The sequence below is a fragment of the Dyella sp. RRB7 genome, assembly GCF_022761115.1.
Lineage (GTDB): Bacteria > Pseudomonadota > Gammaproteobacteria > Xanthomonadales > Rhodanobacteraceae > Dyella.
Map to the genome: position 1 here is coordinate 939,791 of NZ_JAKWJS010000001.1, position 21,067 is coordinate 960,857.

The window sequence follows — 21,067 nt, forward strand, 5'->3', positions numbered from 1 at the left end:
GGCGGCGGTTATTGGATATTGCTGGTAAGACTGAGCAGGGGCAGCAGGATCGCCGCCATGATGATCGCCACCAGCACGGTCATCACGATGGTGAGCGCCGGCACCAGTGCGGCCAGCAGGCGATCGATGGCGCGACGGCTCTCCAGCTCGAAGGTGTCGGCCACCTTGAGCAGCATGGTGTCGAGCTGGCCGGCCTCTTCGCCCACCTGCACCATCTGCAGGGCCAGCCGCGGAAAACGTTGCGACTGCGCCAGCGCGAGGCTGAGCCCGGCACCGCCTTTGACTTGTTCGGTGGCCTGCTCCAGCGCCTGGTCGAGCGCGCGATTGGCGGTGACCTGGCGCGCGATGCTCAATGAGGACAACAACGGCACGCCATTCTTCAGCAGCGTGCCCAACGTGCGCGCGATGCGCGCGGTCTGCACCTTCAGCAGCAACGGGCCGACCACGCGCATGGTCAGCAGCCGCGCATGCCAGGCCAGTTGCGTGGCCGGGTCGCGCAAGCGCGAACGCGCGATCACCACGCCCATCACCAGCAAGATCAGCAGCAACCACCACCACGCCTGCAGCGTGCCACCCACCGCCAGCACGGCCTGGGTGATCCACGGGATGGGTACCTGCATGTCTTCGAAGATGGGCACGAATTGCGGCACCACGTAAGCCAGCAGCAGCAACAGCGAACCGAGCACGCCCACCATCAGGAACGCCGGATAGATCAGCGCATTGACGATGCTGCCGCGCAGTTGTTGCGAGCGTTCGAGATATTCGGCCAGGCGACGCAAGGTGTCTTCCAGCGAACCGCCCGCCTCGCCCGCGCGCACCAGGCTGACGTAGAGCTTGGGAAAGATGCCGTGCTCGTCGTCCAGCGCCTGCGACAACGGCGTGCCGCCGCGCACGCGATCACGCACGCGCTCGATCAGTTTCTTCGCGGTGAGGCCTTCGGGCAGGTCCATCAGGATGCCCAGCGCGCGATCCAGCGGCTGGCCCGCGCCCAGCAGCGTCGCCAACTGGTGGGTGAACTGCGCGAGCTGGTCACCGGTAAACGGGCCACGACGGAACCACGCGGCCAGGCCACTGCCGCCGCCCTCGGCGCCGGCGGCCTGTGCATCGAGCGGCGTATGGCCCTGGTCCTGCAGGCGGCTGACCACCTCCTCGACGCTGGCGGCTTCCATCTGACCCTGCAGTATTTCGCCGGCAGCGCTGACGGCGCGGTAGCGGAACTGCGACATCAGCCCTCCTGCGTTACGCGCAGGACCTCCTCAAGGGTGGTAATGCCCGCCACCGCCTTGGCGATACCATCCTCGTACATCGTGCGCATGCCCTCGCTGCGCGCCAGCCGCTCGATCTCGCCGGCATCGGCGCGCTGCATCACCAGGCGGCGCAGGGGATCGGTCATCACCAGGAATTCCATGATGGCGCGGCGGCCCCGATAACCGGTGGGATTGGCGGCGCTGCTGCCGGGTTTCCACAAGCGGATGGGGCGCTCGTCGGTGTACTTGTGCAGCTCGAACTGCTCGATCACTTCCGGCAGCGCCTCGTAGGGCGTCGCCGTTTCCGGATCGAGCCGCCGCACCAGTCGCTGCGCCAGGATGCCGTTGACGGTGGAGCCGAGCAGGTAATCCTCCACGCCCATGTCGAGCAGGCGCGTGATGCCGCCGGCCGCGCTGTTGGTATGCAGCGTGGACAGCACCAGATGGCCGGTGAGCGCGGACTGGATGGCGATGCGGCAGGTTTCCAGGTCGCGCATTTCGCCGATCATGATCACGTCCGGATCCTGGCGCACGATGGAACGCAGCGCGCCGGCGAAATCCAGGCCGATCTGCGGCTTCACCTGGATCTGGTTGATGCCTTCGATCTGGTACTCGACCGGGTCTTCGACGGTGATGATCTTCACGTCCGGCGTGTTGATCTTCGACAGCGCCGTGTACAGCGTGGTGGTTTTGCCCGAACCCGTCGGGCCGGTGACCAGCAGAATGCCGTGCGGCCGTTCCAGCACGTCGATGAAGCGCTGCTGGAAGTTGTCGGTGAAGCCCAGCGAGGCGAAATCGAACACCACCGACTCGCGGTCGAGGATACGCATCACCACCGATTCGCCGAAGCTGGTGGGCACGGTGGACACGCGCAGGTCCAGCTCCTTGCCCTGCACCCGCAGCTGAATGCGCCCGTCCTGCGGCAGGCGGCGCTCGGCGATATTGAGCTTGGCCATGATCTTCACGCGCGAGATCACCGCCGCGGTGGAACTGGACGGCGGCGCTTCCACTTCGTGCAGCACGCCATCGATGCGATAGCGCACCTTCAGGCGGTTCTCGAACGGCTCGATATGCACGTCGGACGCGCGCTGTTCCACCGCGCGCTGCAGGATCAGGTTGACCAGGCGGATCACCGGCGCCTCGGAGGCGAGGTCGCGCAGGTGCTCCACGTCGTCTTCCACCGCGGCGCTGCCGTCGAGGTTCTCCACGATGGTGCCCATCGCGGAACGGCCGCTGCCGTAATAACGTTCGATCAGGTCGTCGATTTCCGAGCGCAGGCCGATGCGCAGCGCCACCGGGCGCCCGGCGGCCAGCTGAATCGCCTGCTGCGGATAGGTATCCGCCGGATCGGCCACCACCAACGCCAGCCCGTCCTCGCCCACCCGCACCGGCACCACGTGCTGCTGCTTGAGGAAGCGGCTGGACACATCCAGCTCGGCCGGCGGCAGCTCGGGGGCATCGCGGGCCGACAACAGCGGCGTTTGCAGCAACTCGGCCCAGGCTTCGGCCAGGTCGCGCTCGGAAACCAGCCCGAGCCGCGCCATCAGCGCGGTCAGCGTGCCGTCCGGGGATTCCTCGTGGAGCCTGCGCGCGCGCGCGAAATCCGTGTCCTTCAGCCGCCCACGGGAGACCAGCAGCGCACAGACCGCCGTTTCCTGGCTGTCCATCGCCCGTCCCTCCTCGTTGGCCGCCGGCCTAGCGACTGCCGACATGCATTCACCCCGCTTCCTGGTTCTCATGGCTATGCGCATGCCGTCCCCCAACGGCATGAAGGTGCATTGTTAACACACCCGTTGGCTGCTGCGCGAGCACGGTTTCTCACGTTGGCTCACTAGTGTGGACCACGGACAAATCGCCAGGTTCAGCCCGCCCTGGAGGGTAGCCATGCAGAATGACGGTTAGCTTGCCGTGCCCGGTTTCACCAGGGCGACATGCATTCGCAAGAAGTCGCCGTCTGAAATAGAACCGGCGCCCGCAGGCGCCGGTTCTCCACCCAACGCGGGGGAGGGTTTACCAACCCACGCCCACACCCACGCCACCGGAGCTCTCCCCGCCGCTGATCGCCGCGCCGAACGTCACATTGGTGTTGGTACCCACCTGACGCGCATAGCCCACTGAAAGGGCCTGCTGGTCGCGGTAGCCACCCACGCCCACGCCGAGCCGGTTGGCGGTATTGATGCCTTGCGTACTGAAGGACATCTGCGCCATCGCCGCTCCCATCGCACCGACACGATTGACCCGGCGGTTCACGGTGTTGAATTGATCGTTGACCTGGTCACGCAGGGCGTTGAGGTCACTGCTGCTGGCGAAACTACCCAGCTTGCCGTCGGTGTACGCGTTAGCTTGCTGCAAAGTGCGCTGGTCGCCGGCATCAGCATAGGTTTTGGCCGTAGCGAGCGCTTCCTGCACCTGGCCGAAGTTCGCCGCGTCCGATACCTGGGTGCCCGCCGCCACGTTGGTGATCTGGCGCGGCGCGGCGGCCGTCCCCACCGATACCGTGTTGGCGCGATCGGCCACCGAGCCCTGGCCCAGCGCCACGGCGTTCGCGGCCGTTACCTGCGCGCCCTGGCCCAGCGCAGTGCCCGAGGCGGCGGTTACCGATGCACTCTCGCCCACCGCCACCGCATTGGTACCCGCCGCCCCGATGCTGGTGTTAGCGCCCACCGCGACGCTGCCGTCCGCATGCACCTGGGCGTTGCCGCCGATGGCCGTGTCGTTGGCGCCAGCCGCATAGGCATCACCGCCGATCGCCGTGCCATAGCTGCCACCGGCTGACGCGCCATGACCCACGGCCACGCCTTTGCTACCGCTGACCACCGAGGCTGCGGCGGTACCGTCGGCGACCGCGCGATCGCCCAGGCCGTTGGAGTTCCACGCGCCATTCAGTGCATTCACCTGCTGCTGCACCACGGCAAGGCCCGCGAAGGCGTTGCGCAGGGCACCATCCAGCGCGCCCAGCGCATCGCCCACGTTGTAGTAGCTGGCGCCCTGCGTCCAGAACGAAGGGCCCGTGATATCTCCACCGCTGGTCATCGCCGTGCCGCCGCCCAGCAGGCTCAGTATCCCCTGCAGCTGGCCGACGTTGGCCGCATCGGTGGTGACGCCGCTGGTGGCGACATGGCTGATGATGGTGCCGCCGTTGCCGGCCAGGGTGATGCGCTGCTTGTCGGCGGTGTCATACATCACCGCACCATCCAGGGCGGTGTTGACGCCACCGAGCGCCGCCTGCAACTGCTGCACGTTCACCGCATCGGTGGCTTCGGTGCCGGCCGCCACGTTGGTGATCTGTCGGTTGATGGCCGGATGCACTTCGCCCGCGGCGTCCGTCCAAGCAGCCGCCGCGCCCACCGATACCGTATTGGCACGATCGGCCAGCGAGCCGGCACCGAGCGCCACGCTGTTGGTGGCGTCCTTGGTGGTCCAGGCATTGCTGCCCAGCACGCTGGCGTTCACCGCCTGCGCGTAGCTGTTGTAGCCCACCACGGTGGCTCCATCCTCGGTCGCCCATGCTTCCGAACCGATCGCGGTGGTGTAGTCGCCACGGGTAATGGAGTTGGCGTCCTGGCCAGCCAGGGCATGCTGGCCGAAAGCGGCGCTATTGACGCCCATGGCGCCGGCGCTTTCACCGACCGCCGTGCCGGCCATCGAAGCGTTGGTATTGGCGCCTACCGCCGTGCCAGCATCCTCGGCATAACTACCCGTACCCACCGTGGTGGCATAAACGCCATTGGCCGTGGCGCCCGAACCCAGTGCCGTGCTTGCCCACGAAGAGGCGTAGCTGCCCGCACCGAACGCGCTCGCTTGCCAGGCATCGGCGGCCGAGAAAGCGCCTACGGCGGTGCCGAAGATACCGTTGGACTCGCTGCCTGGCCCCATCACCACGCTGTACGCGCCGTTGGCCTGGCTACCATTGCCGATGGCGACGCCGGCGGCGGCGTTGTTGATGCTGTTGTAACCAAGGGCAATACCCCCGTTATAGGCCTGGCTGTTCGCACCCAGCGCCACGCTGTTGTCGCTGCCGGCAAGGCTGCCATAGCCCAGTGCCACGCCATACTGTCCCCCCGCATAGGCGCCATGGCCCAGCGCCGCCGAACCCTGACCCAGCGCAAAGCTGCCCGCGCCCAGCGCCACGCTATTGGCGCCTTCCGCATCCGCGCCCGCGCCATAGGCCGCACTGTTGGCGCCTACCGCGAAACTGTTGGCACCCGCCGCCACTGAGTGTTCGCCCAAGGCCAGCGCGTCGTCGCTGCCATCCCTTGCGCCATCCGCCGCGAGGTAGTGCGTAGCGTCTGCGGCGCCCTGAACAACCGCATCCAGCTGCGCCTTGTTCACGGCATCGGTAGACGCCGTGCCCGCCGCCACGTTGGTGATCTGCCGTTCGCTGCCGACGTCGCCGACGGAAACGCTGTTGTCGCGATCGGCGACCGAGGCCGCGCCGAGCGCCACGCTGTTGGCGCTCCAGACCTGGGCGAAATGGCCCAGTGCGGTGCTGTAATCACCGATTGCCTGAGCAGCGCCGCCCAGCGCCGTGGCGTAATCGCCGGTCGCCGAGGTGGAGGAAAAAAAGATGCCGCCCAGCGGCAGTGCGGCGCCGACGGCGACGCTGTTGCTGCCCAAAGCCATGCTGCCATGGCCGACGGCCAAACTATCGTTGCCTTGAGCTCGCGAGTTGTAGCCAAGCGCGACGCCATAAGCGCCGATGGCTCGTGCCCCCGCGCCGAAGCTCGAGGTGCTCGCACCCAAAGCTTGACTGAAGGCACCCACCGCAGTGGAGGCCACACTCGCGGCATTGGCGTTGTGGCCGTAGGCCGAGGCGTCATCGCCCACGGCGAGGGAACTATAGCCGCTGGCGGTGCCGTACTCTCCCAGCGCGCTGGCGCCTTGGCCCAGCGCTGCCGAGCCCTGGCCCAGCGCAAAGCTGCCCGCGCCCAGCGCCACGCTATTGGCGCCTTCCGCATCCGCGCCCGCGCCATAGGCCGCACTGTTGGCGCCTATCGCAAAACTGTTCGCACCCGCCGCCACCGCGTGTTCGCCCAAGGCCAACGCGTCCTCGCTACCGTCTGTCCGGCCGTCGGCGGCAAACAGATGGCTGGCGACCGCGGTGCTGTTGCCCAACTGCGCCAGTTGCTGGTTCGTGCTGTCCAGCTGCGCGCCGTTCACCGCATCGGTGCTGGTGCTGTTGACGTTGCCGGCCGCCACGTTGGTGATCTGCCGCTCGCTGCCGGCGGCGCCCACCGAGACCGCATTGGCCCGATCGGCAACCGATCCCGCACCCAGCGCCACGCTGTTGTCGCTATTGGCCACGCTGCCGTAACCCAGCGCCAAGCCATACAGCCCCAGCGCGTTGGTGCCTTGCCCCAATGCCATCGAGCCTTGGCCCCAAGCCCCACTGCCCGCGCCCATGGCTACACTGCCGATGCCGGACGCGTACGAACCCGCGCCATAGGCCGCACTGTTGTCACCCACCGCAAAGCTGTTGGCGCCCGCCGCTACCGAATGCTGGCCCAGCGCCAACGCATCTTCGCTGCCGTCCGTCTGGCCGGCAGCGGCGAACAGGTGACTGGCCATTGCGGCATCGCTTGGTGCAGCGATGCCGCTTCCCTGCCTATCGAGTCGATGAACAACACGTGCCGGAGCTTCCGCCAGCGCCTGCTTTTCGACCGCGACATCCGCCGCCATGGCAGACATGCCGCTCGTTGCCATCAAGGCGCCAGCGGATATCACGGCGATGCGCACGCAGCGCGACGCACCTGCCTTGCCGGCCATCCTCGCCAGTTCGGAAGCGATGACGAGCTGGCCCAGCGACTTGTTCCACACTTTGCTATAGATCTTGTTCATGGCTCAGGACACTCCCCAATATGCTTGTCCCGGCGCATACGCCATGGCTGGTGCATGCGCCGAATAACGTGGATGGCGCCGGTCATCCGGCGTACTTCTGTTCGCGCGTGCATCGCGTGGCCACACGCCGTTGCCCGCTCCGGCAAAAAACGTGGCGAATGGCACGCACGAACCCGCATCGCGGCGCAGCGGCCGCAACGACTTCATCCCTCTTGTGATCCGCTACGCCATGCGAATGGCGTTATTCCAACGGACGCCGCTTGATCAAGGCGGCGCCCCCTTGCCATACGGCTTCTATGATTTCGGCACGGTGTAGTTGCCCAACACGGTGACGCCGCTATAGCCCGCCTCACCCACGACGGTGATGTAGTAGGTCGCCGCTACCGGACGCGCGATGGCTACCGATTCGGCATTACCGGGATTCACCGACTTATAGTCGTAATTCGTGGCACTGCCCGGTGACCCCACCTTGACGTAAAGCGACACATTGCCCGTGCCGCCCAACGTACGCAGGGTCAGAGCAAGCGCTCCGGCCGGTACGTTCAACTTGTAGACCGTGCTGGCACCCGTGGCACCCGACTGGCCCGTCAGCTGCACGCCGTTGCTGAGCGGAATGCTGGTATCCACCGGCGGGGGCGACGGCTCGCTGGCCACAGCCGCAGCCACCGCCGCGCCCGCATCGAGCACACCTGCACCAAAGGTCGCGGTTGCCACCGGCGCGACATGCGGCACGCGGGCCGTGCTTTGCAGGATGTTCTTTGCCTGAGCTGGGGTCAGCAGAGGCAACTGAGCCGCGAGACGCGCCGACTGCATCAAGGCGACTGCCGCGGTGACATGCGGCGTGGCTTGCGAAGTGCCCGGAAAACCTCCGTAGGTATCGCCGCCCGGGCTGGCAACCGGCGTCGTGGTACCGGTGTTGATGGCCTGCCAGGCGTAGCCTTCCGGATTCAACCGCGTGCCGGACGACGCGTCATTCACATAGACGCCGCCACCGAAGGCACCCAAGGCAATGATGTTTCCGCCGGATGCGTTGTAGTTTGAATAGAACGCAAGTTTGCTGCTTATGCCCAGGGACGCCACCGTGATGGCGCCCGGGCAACTGGCCGGCGAATAATTGGCCACGTTGTCGCTCGAATTGCCCGCCGCTACCACTACCGCCGCACCCAGGGCATTCGCCTTGGCGATCGCCAGCGCGGCATCGTCCGTGGCCGGGCATGCACCGCCGCCACCCAGGCTGAGGTTGATCACCTTGGCAGGATTCGGATTGTCCGGTACCCCGTCCACATGGCCGCCGGCCGCCCACACAATGGCATCGTTGATGTCGCTGTCGTAGCCGCCGCAGTGGCCCAGTACACGCACCGGCAGTATTTTGGCGCCATAGGCCATGCCTGCCATGCCCATGCCGTTGTTGGTCAATTCGGCACCACTGGCACTGGCCACATGCGTACCGTGCCAGGAGCTGGCCTGCGCCGGATGGCTGCTATCCACACAGCCGCCCTTCGAAACCAAATAAGCGTTGCCGGTGGTCCAGTCACCCAGGTCCCAACCACCCGTCGCACGATCGTCGGTGCTTCGGCCGGAGACCAGTGCATCGCTGATGAAGTCATAACCCGCATCGCCCAGCGAAGTATTGATGTCGGCATGCTTGACGATGCCGGTATCCAGTACCGCGATGACCACGCCTGTGCCATCGGCTAGGCTCCAGGCGCCGCTGATATTGGCGCCGCCCCAGTTGGCCACGCCATTGGCGGGCGTGAGCGTGCCATCGGCGGGCAGGTAATCGGTTTGATACTTCGCGTAGTTGGGGTCGTTCGGTACGAACGCGGCCGGCAAGGCCGCCTGGATGTCGCGCACCGCCTGGCGCATCACATCGGGCGCCACATAGGCCACCGCCGGATCGGCGGCGATTGACTGCATGAAGTCAATCGCCTCCGCCTGGCTCAATTTGCGCGAGGTGGTGAACAGGTGCGAGCCGGTCGCCAGCTTGCGCTTGTAGCTCACGCTGGGCGTCTTGATGGACAGCATGCCAGAACGTGCCACGGCTGCGCTGATGTTCTGCGCCGCGACCGCTGCGTTGGACTGTTCGGCGGTGCCGTCGCGATAGCGCACGATAAAGCGGTCATAGCTGCCGTCCGCCTTCAATGAACTCGCATTGAAATTCGCCGTGGCCACGGCACCACCCGATACCGTCTGCGCAGCAACCAGCCCGCCACCGCCTCCTGCGAACAGCAGTCCCGCGAAGCCCAGGCCCAAGATCCTTATCGTTCGTTGTGTCTGCATGTCATTCCTCCTCCCTCGCGACAACGTGGACCGGCAGCACGCAGCGCAGATCTGCCCGGCGGGCGGCCTGGTGGGTGTGATCCGGCGAATGAAGTGTTCGTGCGCCGTCCCGGCGTGCAGCTCAGGAAGGCGCCAGGCGATGCTGGAAAGCTTGAGCAAGCGGTGCATCAGCCGCTGAAACTATTGGTGTCCGCATTCCCCATTGCGTCGTGACGCTGCCTTCGTCACAACATCAAGCAACTACGCCAAGCCATGGCAGGCCACAGACGCTACCAGCAAGTTTCTGCGACCACCAATGTCTTTGACCTACGGATTTTCTCGGTGTTGTGTCACGCATCGTCACCCTCTGCGTAAGGTATTGCCGTGCCCCACGGGTCTGGGACAATGAGTGACCCTCACTGCCCGTCATGCCCATGCAGCTGTTCGATATCGGCGCCAACCTCACCCACGAGTCGTTCCACCATGACTTCGATGCCGTATTGCAGCGGGCGAAGGATCATGGCGTGGTGCGGCTGATGGTCACCGGCGCCTCGCGCGAGGGCAGCACGCATGCCCTTGCGCTGGCGCAAGCCCATCCCGGTGTGCTCTACGCGACCGCGGGCGTGCATCCGCACCACGCGATCGATTACGACGATGCCACCGATGCGCTGTTGCGCGAACTGGCCACGCATCCGGAAGTGCGCGCCGTGGGCGAGACGGGGCTGGACTACAACCGCAACTACTCACCGCGCGAGGTGCAGCTGGCCGTGTTCGAGCGCCAGCTGCAGATCGCGGTGGACGTGCAGAAGCCGCTGTTCCTGCACCAGCGCGATGCGCATCACGATTTCGTCGTGCTGCTGCGCCGTTATCGCGACAAGATTCCTGGTGCGGTGGTGCACTGCTTTACCGACACCGGCGAGGCGCTGCGCGATTACCTTGCGCTGGATTGCCATATCGGCATCACCGGCTGGATCTGCGACGAGCGGCGCGGCACGCACCTGCGCGAACTGGTGAAGGAGATTCCCGCCAATCGCCTGATGATCGAAACCGATGCGCCCTACCTGCTGCCGCGCACCGTGCGCCCGCAACCGGCGCACCGGCGCAATGAGCCGATGTACCTGCGGCATATCTGCGAGGAAATCGCGCGTGATCGCGGCGAGCCGGCGGAAGTGACGGCGACCCATAGCACGGCGACGGCGGAAGCGTTCTTCGGGTTGCCGGCGCTGGGTGGCTAGCCCCATCCCAGCCCTCCCCTGCAGGCAGGGGGGGGAGCACTGCGCGCTGCGTCTAGAGAGTAAGCACTCGCGTCTGGCCGGGCGCCAGCCCATCCAACGCATACGGACCGATCCGCTCGCGGATCAGGCGTAGCGTGGGGAACCCCACCGCCGCCGTCATGCGTCGCACTTGCCGGTTACGGCCCTCGCGCAGCGTGATGCGCAGCCAGCTGGTGGGAATGAGCTTGCGAAAACGCACGGGTGGGTCGCGCGGCCACAGCCATTCGGGTTCGGCGGCGTGTTCCGCGCCGGCCGGCAGCGTCGGACCATCGTTGAGCGTCACGCCGCGACGCAGCGCCGCGATGGCGTCGTCGGTGACCTGGCCGTCAACCTGCACCAGATAGGTCTTGGGTTGCTTGTGCTGCGGGTCGGTGAGCTTGTGCGCGAGGCGGCCGTCATCGGTGAGCAGCAGCAGGCCTTCGCTGTCGTGATCGAGTCGGCCGGCCGGATAGACGTCTTTCTGTTTGACGAAGGCCGCCAGCGTCGGACGACCATCGTCGCCACTGAACTGGCAGAGCACGCCGTAGGGCTTGTTGAGGGCAATCAGCATCGCGTTAGGATCGCGCGCCACCACGGCGCGCGATCGCCCTGGCTTACGGCGTGGCCGGCTTCACGAAGCGCAGCGTCATGCGATCGGATTCGCCGATGGCCAGGTACTTGGCCTTGTCCTGGTCGCCCAGCGTCAGCGTCGGTGGCAGCGTCCAGACACCCTTGGGGTAATCCTTGGTGTCCTTCGGGTTGGCGTTGATCTCGCTCTTTTCCTCGAGCTTGAAACCGGCATCGGTGGCCAGCTTCACCACATAGCCGGTAGGCAGGTAGCCGCTGCTCTTGATCGCATCGAGGCTGGCGCTGTCGGCGGCGCGATGATCCACCACGCCAAGCACGCCACCGGGACGCAACGCGGCATAGAACGCCTTGAACATCGCCGGCGCGGTATCGGCCATCACCCAGTTGTGCACGTTGCGGAAGGTCAGCACCAGGTCGGCCGAGCCGGGCGCGCCGAACACGGGTGCCTTCGGGTCGAATTCCAGGATCTGCGCCTTGCCGTAATGCTCGGCATCCGCCGCGAACTTCGTGCGCAGGCCGGAAAGCTCGCGGCTGGCCTCGCCATCGCCGGAGGGCTTGACCACGGCGGCGACGTAATGGCCGTTGTCGCGCAGCAGCGGCGCGAGGATCTCGCTGTACCAGCCGCCGCCGGGGGTGATTTCGATCACCGTGAGGTCCGGCCGGATACCGAAGAACTGCAGGGTCGCCTTGGGATGGCGGTAAACGTCGCGCGCCTGGTTCTGCGGCGAGCGCCAGCTGCCCGCCAGCACCTGGTCGAGCTGGGAGGCGGTGAAGTCGCTGGCGCTGGTGGGTGGCACCAGTTCGCCCGCAGGCTGATCCTGCGCCTGCGCGTTGGCCTGGCCCGAGGTCCCGCTACAGGCCGCCAGCAGCACGGCTGCCAGCCCCAGGATCACACGGCTTTTCATCGACAACCCCTTATGGAAACAAACAAAACGGCAACCCACGGCCGCTGGCGGGCAGCTTGCCGTCCACCCCGTATACGGATGGTGGACGGCACGGCCTGGCAAATACCAGTCGGCCAGAGAAGATAGTCCACCCGGCTGTCGCCAGGCTGTTCGGCCGCAGGCACGCTCAGTAGTGGATCACCGAACGGATCACCTTGCCCTCGTGCATCAGCTCGAAGGCTTCGTTGATGCGCTCCAGCGGCAGCACCTCGGTGATCATCTCGTCGATCTTGATCTCGCCGGCCATATAGCGATCCACGTAGCCGGGCAGCTGCGAGCGGCCCTTGACGCCGCCGAAGGCCGAGCCGCGCCACACGCGCCCGGTCACCAGCTGGAACGGACGCGTGCTGATTTCCTGCCCCGCGCCGGCCACGCCGATGATGATCGATTCGCCCCAGCCCTTGTGGCAGCACTCCAGCGCCGAGCGCATCACCTGCACGTTGCCGATGCATTCGAACGAGTAATCCACGCCGCCATCGGTAAGGTCGACGATGACCTGCTGGACCGGCGTACCCGGATAATCCCTGGGATTGACGAAGTCGGTGGCGCCCAGCGCCTTGGCCATCTCGAACTTGTCGGGGTTGGTGTCCACCACCACGATGCGGCCGGCCTTGGCCATCACCGCGCCCTGCACCACGGACAAACCGATGCCGCCCAGGCCGAACACCGCCACGCTGGCGCCCGGCTCCACCTTGGCGGTGTTGAGCACCGCGCCGATGCCGGTGGTGATGCCGCAGCCGAGCAGGCACACCTTTTCCAGCGGCGCGGCCTTGTTGATCTTGGCCAGCGAGATTTCCGGCAGCACGGTGTACTCGCTGAACGTGCTGGTGCCCATGTAGTGCAGCAGCGGCTTGCCGTTGAACGAGAAGCGCGAGGTGCCGTCGGGCATCAGGCCCTTGCCCTGGGTCACGCGGATCTTCTGGCACAGGTTGGTCTTGCCGGAGAGACAGAACTTGCACTCGCCGCATTCGGGCGTGTACAGCGGAATCACGTGGTCGCCGACCTTCAGCGAGGTGACGCCCTCGCCCACTTCCTCCACCACGCCGCCGCCTTCATGGCCCAGGATCACCGGGAACAGGCCTTCCGGATCGGCACCCGACAGCGTGAAGGCATCGGTATGGCACACGCCCGTGGCTACGATGCGCACCAGCACTTCGCCTGCCTTGGGTGCGGCCACGTCGACCTGTTCGATGGAGAGGGGTTTGCCTGCTTCCCAGGCGACGGCGGCGCGCGACTTCATGATGGACTCCTGACAACGGATTGGTGCGGCCGGCAATGATGACCTGCGGGCGATGATTTTTGTAGGAGCGCATCCTGTGCGCGACAAACCGGCGCCATGGCGACACCGTAACGTCGCGGTCGCGCACAGGGTGCGCTCCTACAGGGAGACATAGGTGCCCGCGGTCAGTGACATCGCCTCGGCGTATTTTCCCGCCTCGCACAGCAGCCAGTCGCGGAAGATGCGTAGCCCCGCGTGATCCCGTGCATGCTCCGGATACACCAGGAAATAGGCTTCGGGAATCTGCTGATAACGGTCGCCCAGCACCTTCAGCAGGCCGGCTTCGATCAACGGCCGCGCCATCACCATGCGCCCGAGCGCCACGCCCATGCCTTCAAGGGCGCCACGCTGCAGCGCATCGGTGTTGTCGAATTGCGCCACATAGCGACGTGGCGGCTGACCGCCGGCAGCGGCGAACCAATCGCGCCAGCGATCGCCCGGGTCGCCCAGCAGCGGCCATTGGCCGAGGTCGGTGGGGTCGGCATCGCCCATGCGCTCCAGCAAGGCTGGCGCCACCACCGGCGCGATCCATTCACCGAACAGCCACTCGGTGACCAGACCCGGCCAGGGGCCACGGCCATAGCGCACGGCGGCATCCACCGGATCGCGCTCGAAGTTGACCAGCTGCACGCTCGACTGCAGGTTGAGCTCCAGCTCCGGATGTGCCGCCACCAGGCGCGCCAGGCGCGGCACCAGCCAGCTCGACATCACGCCGGGGATGGCGCTCAAGGTCAGCGCCTCTTCGCGACGGCAGCGGTAGCCGGCCATGGCGCGATCGATGCCATCGAAGTGATGCCCCAGCGCCTCCATCAAGCGGCGTCCATCCGCGGTGAGCTGCACGCCGCGCGGACCACGGTCGAACAGCTTGCGTTCCAGCCGCTGTTCCAGCTGGCGGACCTGATGGCTCAACGCGCTGACGGTGAGGTTGGCCTGCTCGGCGGCACGCGAGAGATTACCCAGCCGGGCCACCTGCACGAACTGTTGGAGGAGATCCAGCGAGATGCGTGCCATTTGAAAATTCCTCAAGGCTGGCTTGCGAATATATCGCTTTTTGGCGGTATGCGAGCGGCCTATGTTGAGCGCATCAGCAGCTATGGCAGTGCGACGGGAGGATCTCATGAGCTCGATCTGGACGAATCTGCTGTTCATGCATGGGCATATCGCCGACCTGGAGCTGGCGCGCCGATTGGCCGACACCCAAGGGCCCTCGGAACGGCCCCAAGGGAAGCGCCGGCGAACACCCAAGGCCGTACCGGCGCGCAAGGGTGATCCGTCGCCGGCGTTGGTGAATCAGGGCGGCTGCCTTACCACCTGAGCAGGTTGGGGCTGCGGGTTTTAGAGGGTGCTGGCAGGTAGCTGCACCTGGACCGGCGTACCCAGCTGTTCCGACGACCGCCCCTCGAAGACGCTGTACTGACCGCCCCGCACCACCCAGCCATGCCGGGCGACGTCGAAGTCGGCCAGCAGGCGGCGCTCCAAGGGAATGGTGAGCACCCGGTGCTCGCCCGGCTTCAGGAACACCTTGGCGTAACCGGCAAGCCGCCTCGCCTTGGCGCCAGGCACCTGCACGTACACCTGCGCCACATCGGCGCCGGCACGCGAGCCGGTGTTGCTCACCTCCACCGTGGCCTGCAACCGCCCGCCATGCGTGGCCAGCGTGAGCGGGCCGTGCTGGAAGCGGGTGTAGGACAGGCCGTAGCCGAACGGGAACAGCGGCTGGAGGCCGCGCGACTGATACCAGCGGTAGCCGACATCGGCACCTTCGATGGTGTAGTCGACGCTGGCCGGCGGGGTGCCACCGCCAGCACCGGGAAGCGCCTTGCGCGGCAGTTGCGAGAGATCACGCGGCCAGCTCAGGGGCAGGCGACCCGACGGATTCACCTGGCCCGAGAGGAGATGGGCCATTGCCGTGCCCGCATCGCCACCCGGGTACCAGGTTTCCAGCACGGCCCCCACCTGGTCGAGCCAGGGCATGGCGACCGGGCCGCCGTTCTCCAGCACCACGATGGTGCGGGGGTTGGCCCTGGCCACGGCGGCGACCAGCGCGTCCTGGTTGTCGGGCAGGCTGAGGTCCGGCGCATCGACCGATTCGGCCGCCCACTTCTGCACGAACACCACCGCCACCTGCGACCTGGCCGCGAGCGCGGCAGCAGCGGCGATATCGTTGCCCTCGGCAAACTGCACGTCCGCCTTGGGGGCCATGGCGCGGAGCGCCTTGAGCGGCGCATACGGGTGGTACATCACCGGGCCCGGCCAGCCGGTGGGCGCCAGTCCCGGTACCGCGTTGCCGCCCTTGGCGGTTACCAGCGAGGAACCGCCGCCGGCCAGCACACCCTTGTCGGCATGCGCGCCAATTACCGCGAGGGAAGCGAGCTTGTCGACGTCCAGCGGCAGCAGCTCGTGCTCGTTGCGCAGCAGCACCGCGCCCGCTTCCAGCGTTTCGCGCGCCACCGCAAGGTTGGCCGCCTCGTCGATCGGCGCCGGCCGCGCGGGATGCTCGAACACGCCGGCCGCGAACATGCTGCGCAGGATGCGCTGCACCATGTCGTCGATGCGCGACTGCTTCACTTCGCCCGTGGCCAGCGCCTCGCGCAGCGGTGCGTCGAAATACACTTCCTTGTCGAAAATCTCGCCGGCCGATTCCTGGTCCAGCCCCGCGTTCACCGCCTTGGCCGCGCTGTGCACGCCACCCCAATCGGACATGACGAAACCGGGATAGCCCCAGTCGCGCTTGAGCACCTGGTTCATCAGGTAGTCGTTCTCGCAGGCCCAGTCGCCGTTGACCTTGTTGTACGAGCACATCACCGCGCCGGGCTGGCCGCGCTCGATAGCCAGTTCGAAGGCGAGCAGATCCGACTCGCGCACGGCCTGCTCGCCGATCTGCGCACTGATGGTGTCGCGGGCGGTTTCCTGGTCGTTGAGCGCGAAGTGCTTGATGGTGGAAATCACATGGGCGCTCTGCACGCCACGGATGGCTTCGCCGACGATGCTGCCGGCCAGCAGGGGGTCTTCGCCCGCGTACTCGAAATTGCGGCCGTTGCGCGGCTCGCGCATCAGGTTGATGCCACCGGCCAGCAACACGTTGAAGCCCTTGTGGTGTGCTTCACCACCGATCATCGCGCCCCCCCGATAGGCCACCTGCGGATCCCAGCTCGCCGCAGTCACCGGGCCGGCCGGCAGCGGCGTGGCGTGGTCGCCGGGGCGCATGCGATCGGAGCTGGCCACGCCCAGGCCAGCATCGCTTTCCTCAAGCGCGGGAATGCCAAGCCGGGCAATGGCGGGCACGTAGCCGGCCGACTCGATCGCCCCCTGCGGGAACGGCTTGTTGGGCGGCCGGTCGGGACCGGCGTAGTAGCTGCGGATCAGCTGGAATTTCTCGTCCTGGGTGAGCTGCGCGAGCAGCAGCTTCGCACGCGCATCGGGCGACAACGCCGCATCGCTCCACGGCCGTGCCGCCGGCGCCTGAGCCGCCGCCGTGCCCAACCATGTACACAAACCCATCACGATCGCACGGCGCAATGCCGCCACTGCCTTGCCCTTCATCCGACGACCTCCCGGGTGTTGGCGTTGCAAACGCGTCCGCCTCGGCATCACGGCGCCGGCGCGTATACTCGCGTGTCTCGATTCTTTGAGTATGCACGAAGCTCACCCTCCCCACATCGAACACGGAGCATCCCCATGCAGTTGCGTCCTCTTGGTCGGTCTTCCCTCGCTGTCGCGCCGCTCGCCTTCGGTGGCAACGTATTTGGCTGGAGCGCGGACGAACAGCGCTCGTTCGAACTGCTCGACGCCTTCGTCGACGCCGGCTTCAACCTCATCGACACCGCGGACGTCTATTCGGCATGGGTGCCGGGCAACCGCGGCGGCGAATCGGAAACCATCATCGGCAAGTGGCTCAAGCGCAGCGGCAAGCGCGACAAGGTGGTGATCGCCACCAAGGTGGCCAAGTGGGCCGAGCATCCGGGCCTGTCGCCGATGAACATCAACCAGGCCGTGGAAGGCTCGCTCAAGCGCCTGCAGACCGACTACATCGACCTGTACCAGGCGCACGAGGACGATGCCACGGTGCCGCTGCACGACACGCTGGGCGCGTTCGGCAAGCTGATCGAACAGGGCAAGGTGCGCGTGATCGGCGCCTCCAACTACGGCGCCGACCGCTTTGGCGAAGCGCTGGCGGTGTCGGCCAGCCATGGCCTGCCGCGCTATGAAACGCTGCAGCCGGAATACAACCTGGTCAATCGCGGCGCCTACGAGAAAGAGCTGGAGCCGCTGGTGGTCGCCGAGAACATCGGCGTCATCAATTACTACGCGCTGGCCAGCGGCTTTCTCAGCGGCAAGTACCGCAGCGAGGCCGACCTGGCCAAGAGTGCGGCCCGCGGCGGCACTGTGCAGAAGTACCTGAGCACGCATGGACTGGGCGTGCTGGCCGCGCTCGACAAGGTGGCCGGCGCGCACGGTGCCACGCCGGCGCAGGTAGCACTGGCATGGCTGATCGCGCGCCCCAGCATCACCGCGCCGATCGCCAGCGCCACCAGCATCCCCCAGCTCAAGGAATTGTTTGGCGCGGTCAGCCTGCAACTCAGTCGCGACGACATCGCGATGCTGGACCAGGTCAGCGCCTGATCGCCGACGCCATCAGGCGTCCTTCGGCTCCACCCGCGCCTTCAGCCAATAGCTGATCGGCGCGGGTTGGCCGAGCAGGTAACCCTGCCCCATCTCGCAACCCATGCGCAGCAGGGCGCTGCGCTGGGCGGGCGTCTCGATGCCCTCGGCGATCACCTGGATGTTCAAGGCATGCGCCAGCGCGAGAATGGCCTCGACGATGGTGGTGCTGTTGCTGTTGGCCTTGTCCAGTTCCTGCACGAACGAGCGATCGATCTTGAGCAGGCGCAAAGGCAGCGAGTGCACATAGCTCAGTGACGAATAGCCGGTGCCGAAATCGTCGAGTGCCGCGCCCACGCCAACCGCGCGCAGCCGTTCCAGGATGGCGCGCACGGATTCGGGATTGTCGAGCAGGGCGCCTTCCGTCACTTCCGTGACCAATCGCGAGGCTTCCAGGCCGCAGCGCCGCAGCATGTTCACCACGCGCACATCGAAATCGGCGTGACGAAGGTGCCGCGCCGAGACATTCATCGTCATGAACGGCGTATCGTCGCCGTGATGGGCCAGCGCGTCGCAGGCGGCCTCGAACAGGTACCAGTCGATCGCCTCGATCAGCCCGCTGTCCTCGGCCACCTTGAGGAAGTCCACCGGCTTGAGCACCCCGCGCAGGGGATGATTCCAGCGGATCAGCGCCTCGTAACCGACCACGGCGTTGTCGCGCAAGCGCAGGATAGGCTGGAAATAAGGCTCGAACTCGCCGCGCTGCAGCCCCTTGCGCAAATCGGTTTCCAGCGCCAGCACGTCGATGGCGTCGCGCGCCAGGGTCTCGTCGAAGACGGCGAAGCGTTTGCGACCGAGCTGCTTGGCCTGGTACAGCGCGACATCCGCATCGCGCAACAACTCATCCGCATCGAAGTAGCTGGCGTCGCCGATGGCGATGCCGACGCTGACCGAGGGCTCCAGCTCCTTGCCGGCGATGCGCAAGGGAGCGGCAAAGATCTGCAGCATGCGGTTGGCCATATGCGTGGCCGCCGATGGCGTATCGATGCTTTCCAGCAAGATCGCAAATTCGTCGCCGGACAAGCGGGCCGCGATGGCCGGCTCGCTCACATGGTCGCGCAGGCGCGCGGCAATGACGCGCAGGAATTCATCGCCCGCGAGATGGCCCAGGCTGTCGTTGATCACCTTGAAGCGATCGACGTCCAGGTAAAGCAGCGCGCAACGTCGCCCGGGTTCACGCTGGATCAGCGCCAGCGTTCGATCCAGCCGGTCGCGCAGGTAGCCGCGATTGGGCAGCCCGGTCAGCGGATCGTGCATGACCTGGTGATGCAGCTGCTGTTGCACCTGCTCGCGCCGGGCGATCTCGGCGCGCAGCTCGCGCGTGCGCTCCTCCACCCGATGCTCCAGCCGCAGGTTGGCCTGATGCAGGGCGGCGGCCGAGCGGCGGCGATAGATGCTGTTGGCGATCTGCAAGGCGGCGAAGCCGAGCAGCTCACGCTCGGCAGGCCCATAGCCGGCGTTGCCGCCATAGCTTTGCACGACCACCAGGCCGATCACGGCCTCGTCCACCCGCAGCGGCACGCCGAGCCAGCACGCGGCGGGCCTGCCGATATTGAGCGGCACCACCTGCCCGGATGCGTACAGCGCCTCGATGTCTTCGCGCGCGCCCAGCCACGGCTCCCCGTTGCGCATCACGTATTCACTCAGGCCCCGCCCCAGCGGTCGGGTCATGGCCAGGCGGACGCCGCCATCGAAGTAGTAGGGAAACTCCAGTTGCTCGCCATCGCCGCTGAGCAAGGCGATGAAGAAATTCTCCGCATCGATCAGCTGGTCGACCACCTCGTGCACGCGTTCGTAGAAGGTGTTCTCGTCGATGTCGGCCGTGGCCAGCTGCGCCAGCTTGAACAGGGCTTCCTGCAGATGCTCGGCGCGTTGGCGTTCGAGCACCTCCTGCTGCAGGCCCCGGTTCACCTCGGCCAGTTCCTGCGTGCGCTGGTGCACGCGCCGCTCCAGTTGTTCCTTGCTCTCCCTGCGCTCCAGCGCGGTGAGGATATGGCTGCCGACGAACTCGAGCAGCGACATGTCGTCGCGCGAATAGCCGATGCCGTCGATATAGCTCTGCACCACCAGCGCGCCGTATACCTCGCCATCGCGCTGCATGGGCACGCCCAGCCAGTCATTGCTGTCGGGCCCGGACAGGATCAATGGGCCACTCACCTGGGCGAGCAACTGCTCGCCACTGCCCATGAGCGGCTTGCCCTCGGTCAGCAGATACCAGGTCAGGGTATGGCGCCGCTCCTCCAGCGGGGTATCGCGACTGGTGTACGGACCATGCTCGTCCAGTGTGTCGGCGTAGTAGAGGAAGCGCACGGTGCCCCGATCGCGCGCGTACCGGACGATGTAGAAGTTCTCCGCATACATCAGCCGGCTGACGATCCGGTGGAAGCCGCCCAGCATGTCCGGCATGTCCAGGTCGGAGCCGGCCAGGTCGGAAATCTCAAACAGCGCGCTCTGCAGGTTTTCCGAATATTTCAGCTGGTTGTGCGAATGCTGCAGATCGGCCAGGCGCATCGCATTGCGCAGCTGTGACACGGCCAGCTGCACGTAGGGATCGCCGCCGACCTGGGCGGCGGCGGCAGGCGTGACCTTGGCGGCCGTCCACAGCAGCACGACCCGCTCGTGCTGCAGCAGGCACAGGGCGAGCTGGCGCCCGTCGGCCGATTGCTCGCTGCCGCCGGACGCCAGGGCGGCGCGGGCCAAGCTCAGTGCCGGCCCGGCAGGCGGTTCGGCGGCGGTGCTGCTTGAGACATCCCCCGCGGCATCCAGCCAGAGCACGACCGCGTGGCTGATGCGCCCCGGTACCTCGACCGCTTCCACCAGCAGCCTGCCGACGTCACGCGGAGCGGTGGCATCCAAAAGACGGGCAAGCCACGCCATGCGGGCCTCCCCGGCAGGGTGGGTGAGCTTGATCGGCAGGCGGATCATGGCCATGAGATTGCACCAAATCCGGCCCGGATGGTGTAGATGACTGGCAGATCCGAGGAATTAGCCCATGCG

The 21,067-nt window shown here is 66.5% G+C and carries 13 protein-coding genes; 3 read left to right on the plus strand and 10 right to left on the minus strand.

The window, feature by feature from the left end; genetic code table 11:
- Nucleotides 1-8: 8 nt before the first annotated feature.
- The 4 genes from gspF to MJ606_RS04290 form a co-directional block, all read right to left on the minus strand.
- A complete protein-coding gene (gene gspF, locus MJ606_RS04275; RefSeq protein ID WP_243048156.1) occupies nucleotides 9-1,226 on the minus strand; it encodes a type II secretion system inner membrane protein GspF in 1,218 nt (405 codons plus the stop codon).
- On the minus strand, nucleotides 1,226-2,959 hold the full coding sequence (gspE, locus tag MJ606_RS04280) for a type II secretion system ATPase GspE (protein WP_243048157.1): 1,734 nt from the start codon (nucleotides 2,957-2,959) through the stop codon (nucleotides 1,226-1,228). Before gspE ends, gspF begins: the two co-directional genes overlap by 1 nt.
- A gap of 298 nt (nucleotides 2,960-3,257) precedes the next feature.
- The gene (locus tag MJ606_RS04285; RefSeq protein WP_243048158.1) at nucleotides 3,258-7,085 is read right to left on the minus strand and encodes an ESPR-type extended signal peptide-containing protein; all 3,828 of its coding nucleotides are present in this window, start codon (nucleotides 7,083-7,085) and stop codon (nucleotides 3,258-3,260) included.
- Nucleotides 7,086-7,379: 294 nt separating this feature from the next.
- Nucleotides 7,380-9,365 (minus strand): S8 family serine peptidase, encoded by a 1,986-nt coding sequence (locus MJ606_RS04290; RefSeq protein WP_243048159.1) that lies wholly within the window; start codon nucleotides 9,363-9,365, stop codon nucleotides 7,380-7,382.
- A gap of 413 nt (nucleotides 9,366-9,778) precedes the next feature.
- Between MJ606_RS04290 and MJ606_RS04295 the strand changes: the two genes are divergently transcribed.
- Nucleotides 9,779-10,579 (plus strand): TatD family hydrolase, encoded by an 801-nt coding sequence (locus MJ606_RS04295; RefSeq protein WP_243048160.1) that lies wholly within the window; start codon nucleotides 9,779-9,781, stop codon nucleotides 10,577-10,579.
- A gap of 52 nt (nucleotides 10,580-10,631) precedes the next feature.
- On the opposite strand, the gene MJ606_RS04300 is transcribed toward MJ606_RS04295, so the two are convergent.
- The 4 genes from MJ606_RS04300 to MJ606_RS04315 form a co-directional block, all read right to left on the minus strand.
- Complete coding sequence (locus MJ606_RS04300) at nucleotides 10,632-11,168, minus strand: pseudouridine synthase (protein WP_243048161.1); 537 nt, start codon at nucleotides 11,166-11,168, stop codon at nucleotides 10,632-10,634.
- A gap of 43 nt (nucleotides 11,169-11,211) precedes the next feature.
- Nucleotides 11,212-12,090 carry a methyltransferase gene (locus tag MJ606_RS04305; RefSeq protein ID WP_243048162.1) on the minus strand — a complete coding sequence of 293 codons (879 nt, stop codon included), beginning with the start codon at nucleotides 12,088-12,090 and terminating at the stop codon, nucleotides 11,212-11,214.
- 166 nt (nucleotides 12,091-12,256) lie between these two features.
- A complete protein-coding gene (locus MJ606_RS04310; protein WP_243048163.1) occupies nucleotides 12,257-13,369 on the minus strand; it encodes an S-(hydroxymethyl)glutathione dehydrogenase/class III alcohol dehydrogenase in 1,113 nt (370 codons plus the stop codon).
- A 138-nt stretch (nucleotides 13,370-13,507) separates the two neighbouring features.
- Nucleotides 13,508-14,419 carry a LysR substrate-binding domain-containing protein gene (locus MJ606_RS04315; protein ID WP_243048164.1) on the minus strand — a complete coding sequence of 304 codons (912 nt, stop codon included), beginning with the start codon at nucleotides 14,417-14,419 and terminating at the stop codon, nucleotides 13,508-13,510.
- Between the two features lie 106 nt (nucleotides 14,420-14,525).
- Here MJ606_RS04315 and MJ606_RS04320 point away from each other — a divergent pair, with 106 nt between their 5' ends.
- A complete protein-coding gene (locus MJ606_RS04320) occupies nucleotides 14,526-14,723 on the plus strand; it encodes a hypothetical protein (RefSeq protein WP_243048165.1) in 198 nt (65 codons plus the stop codon).
- Between the two features lie 20 nt (nucleotides 14,724-14,743).
- On the opposite strand, the gene MJ606_RS04325 is transcribed toward MJ606_RS04320, so the two are convergent.
- Nucleotides 14,744-16,951: a glycoside hydrolase family 3 C-terminal domain-containing protein gene (locus MJ606_RS04325; protein ID WP_243048166.1), complete on the minus strand. Its 2,208-nt coding sequence runs from the start codon at nucleotides 16,949-16,951 to the stop codon at nucleotides 14,744-14,746.
- Between the two features lie 135 nt (nucleotides 16,952-17,086).
- Between MJ606_RS04325 and MJ606_RS04330 the strand changes: the two genes are divergently transcribed.
- On the plus strand, nucleotides 17,087-18,031 hold the full coding sequence (locus MJ606_RS04330) for an aldo/keto reductase (RefSeq protein WP_243048167.1): 945 nt from the start codon (nucleotides 17,087-17,089) through the stop codon (nucleotides 18,029-18,031).
- A 12-nt stretch (nucleotides 18,032-18,043) separates the two neighbouring features.
- Here the strand turns inward: MJ606_RS04330 and MJ606_RS04335 are convergent, their stop codons facing one another.
- Nucleotides 18,044-21,001 (minus strand): EAL domain-containing protein, encoded by a 2,958-nt coding sequence (locus MJ606_RS04335; RefSeq protein WP_243048168.1) that lies wholly within the window; start codon nucleotides 20,999-21,001, stop codon nucleotides 18,044-18,046.
- Between the last annotated feature and the right edge of the window lie 66 nt (nucleotides 21,002-21,067).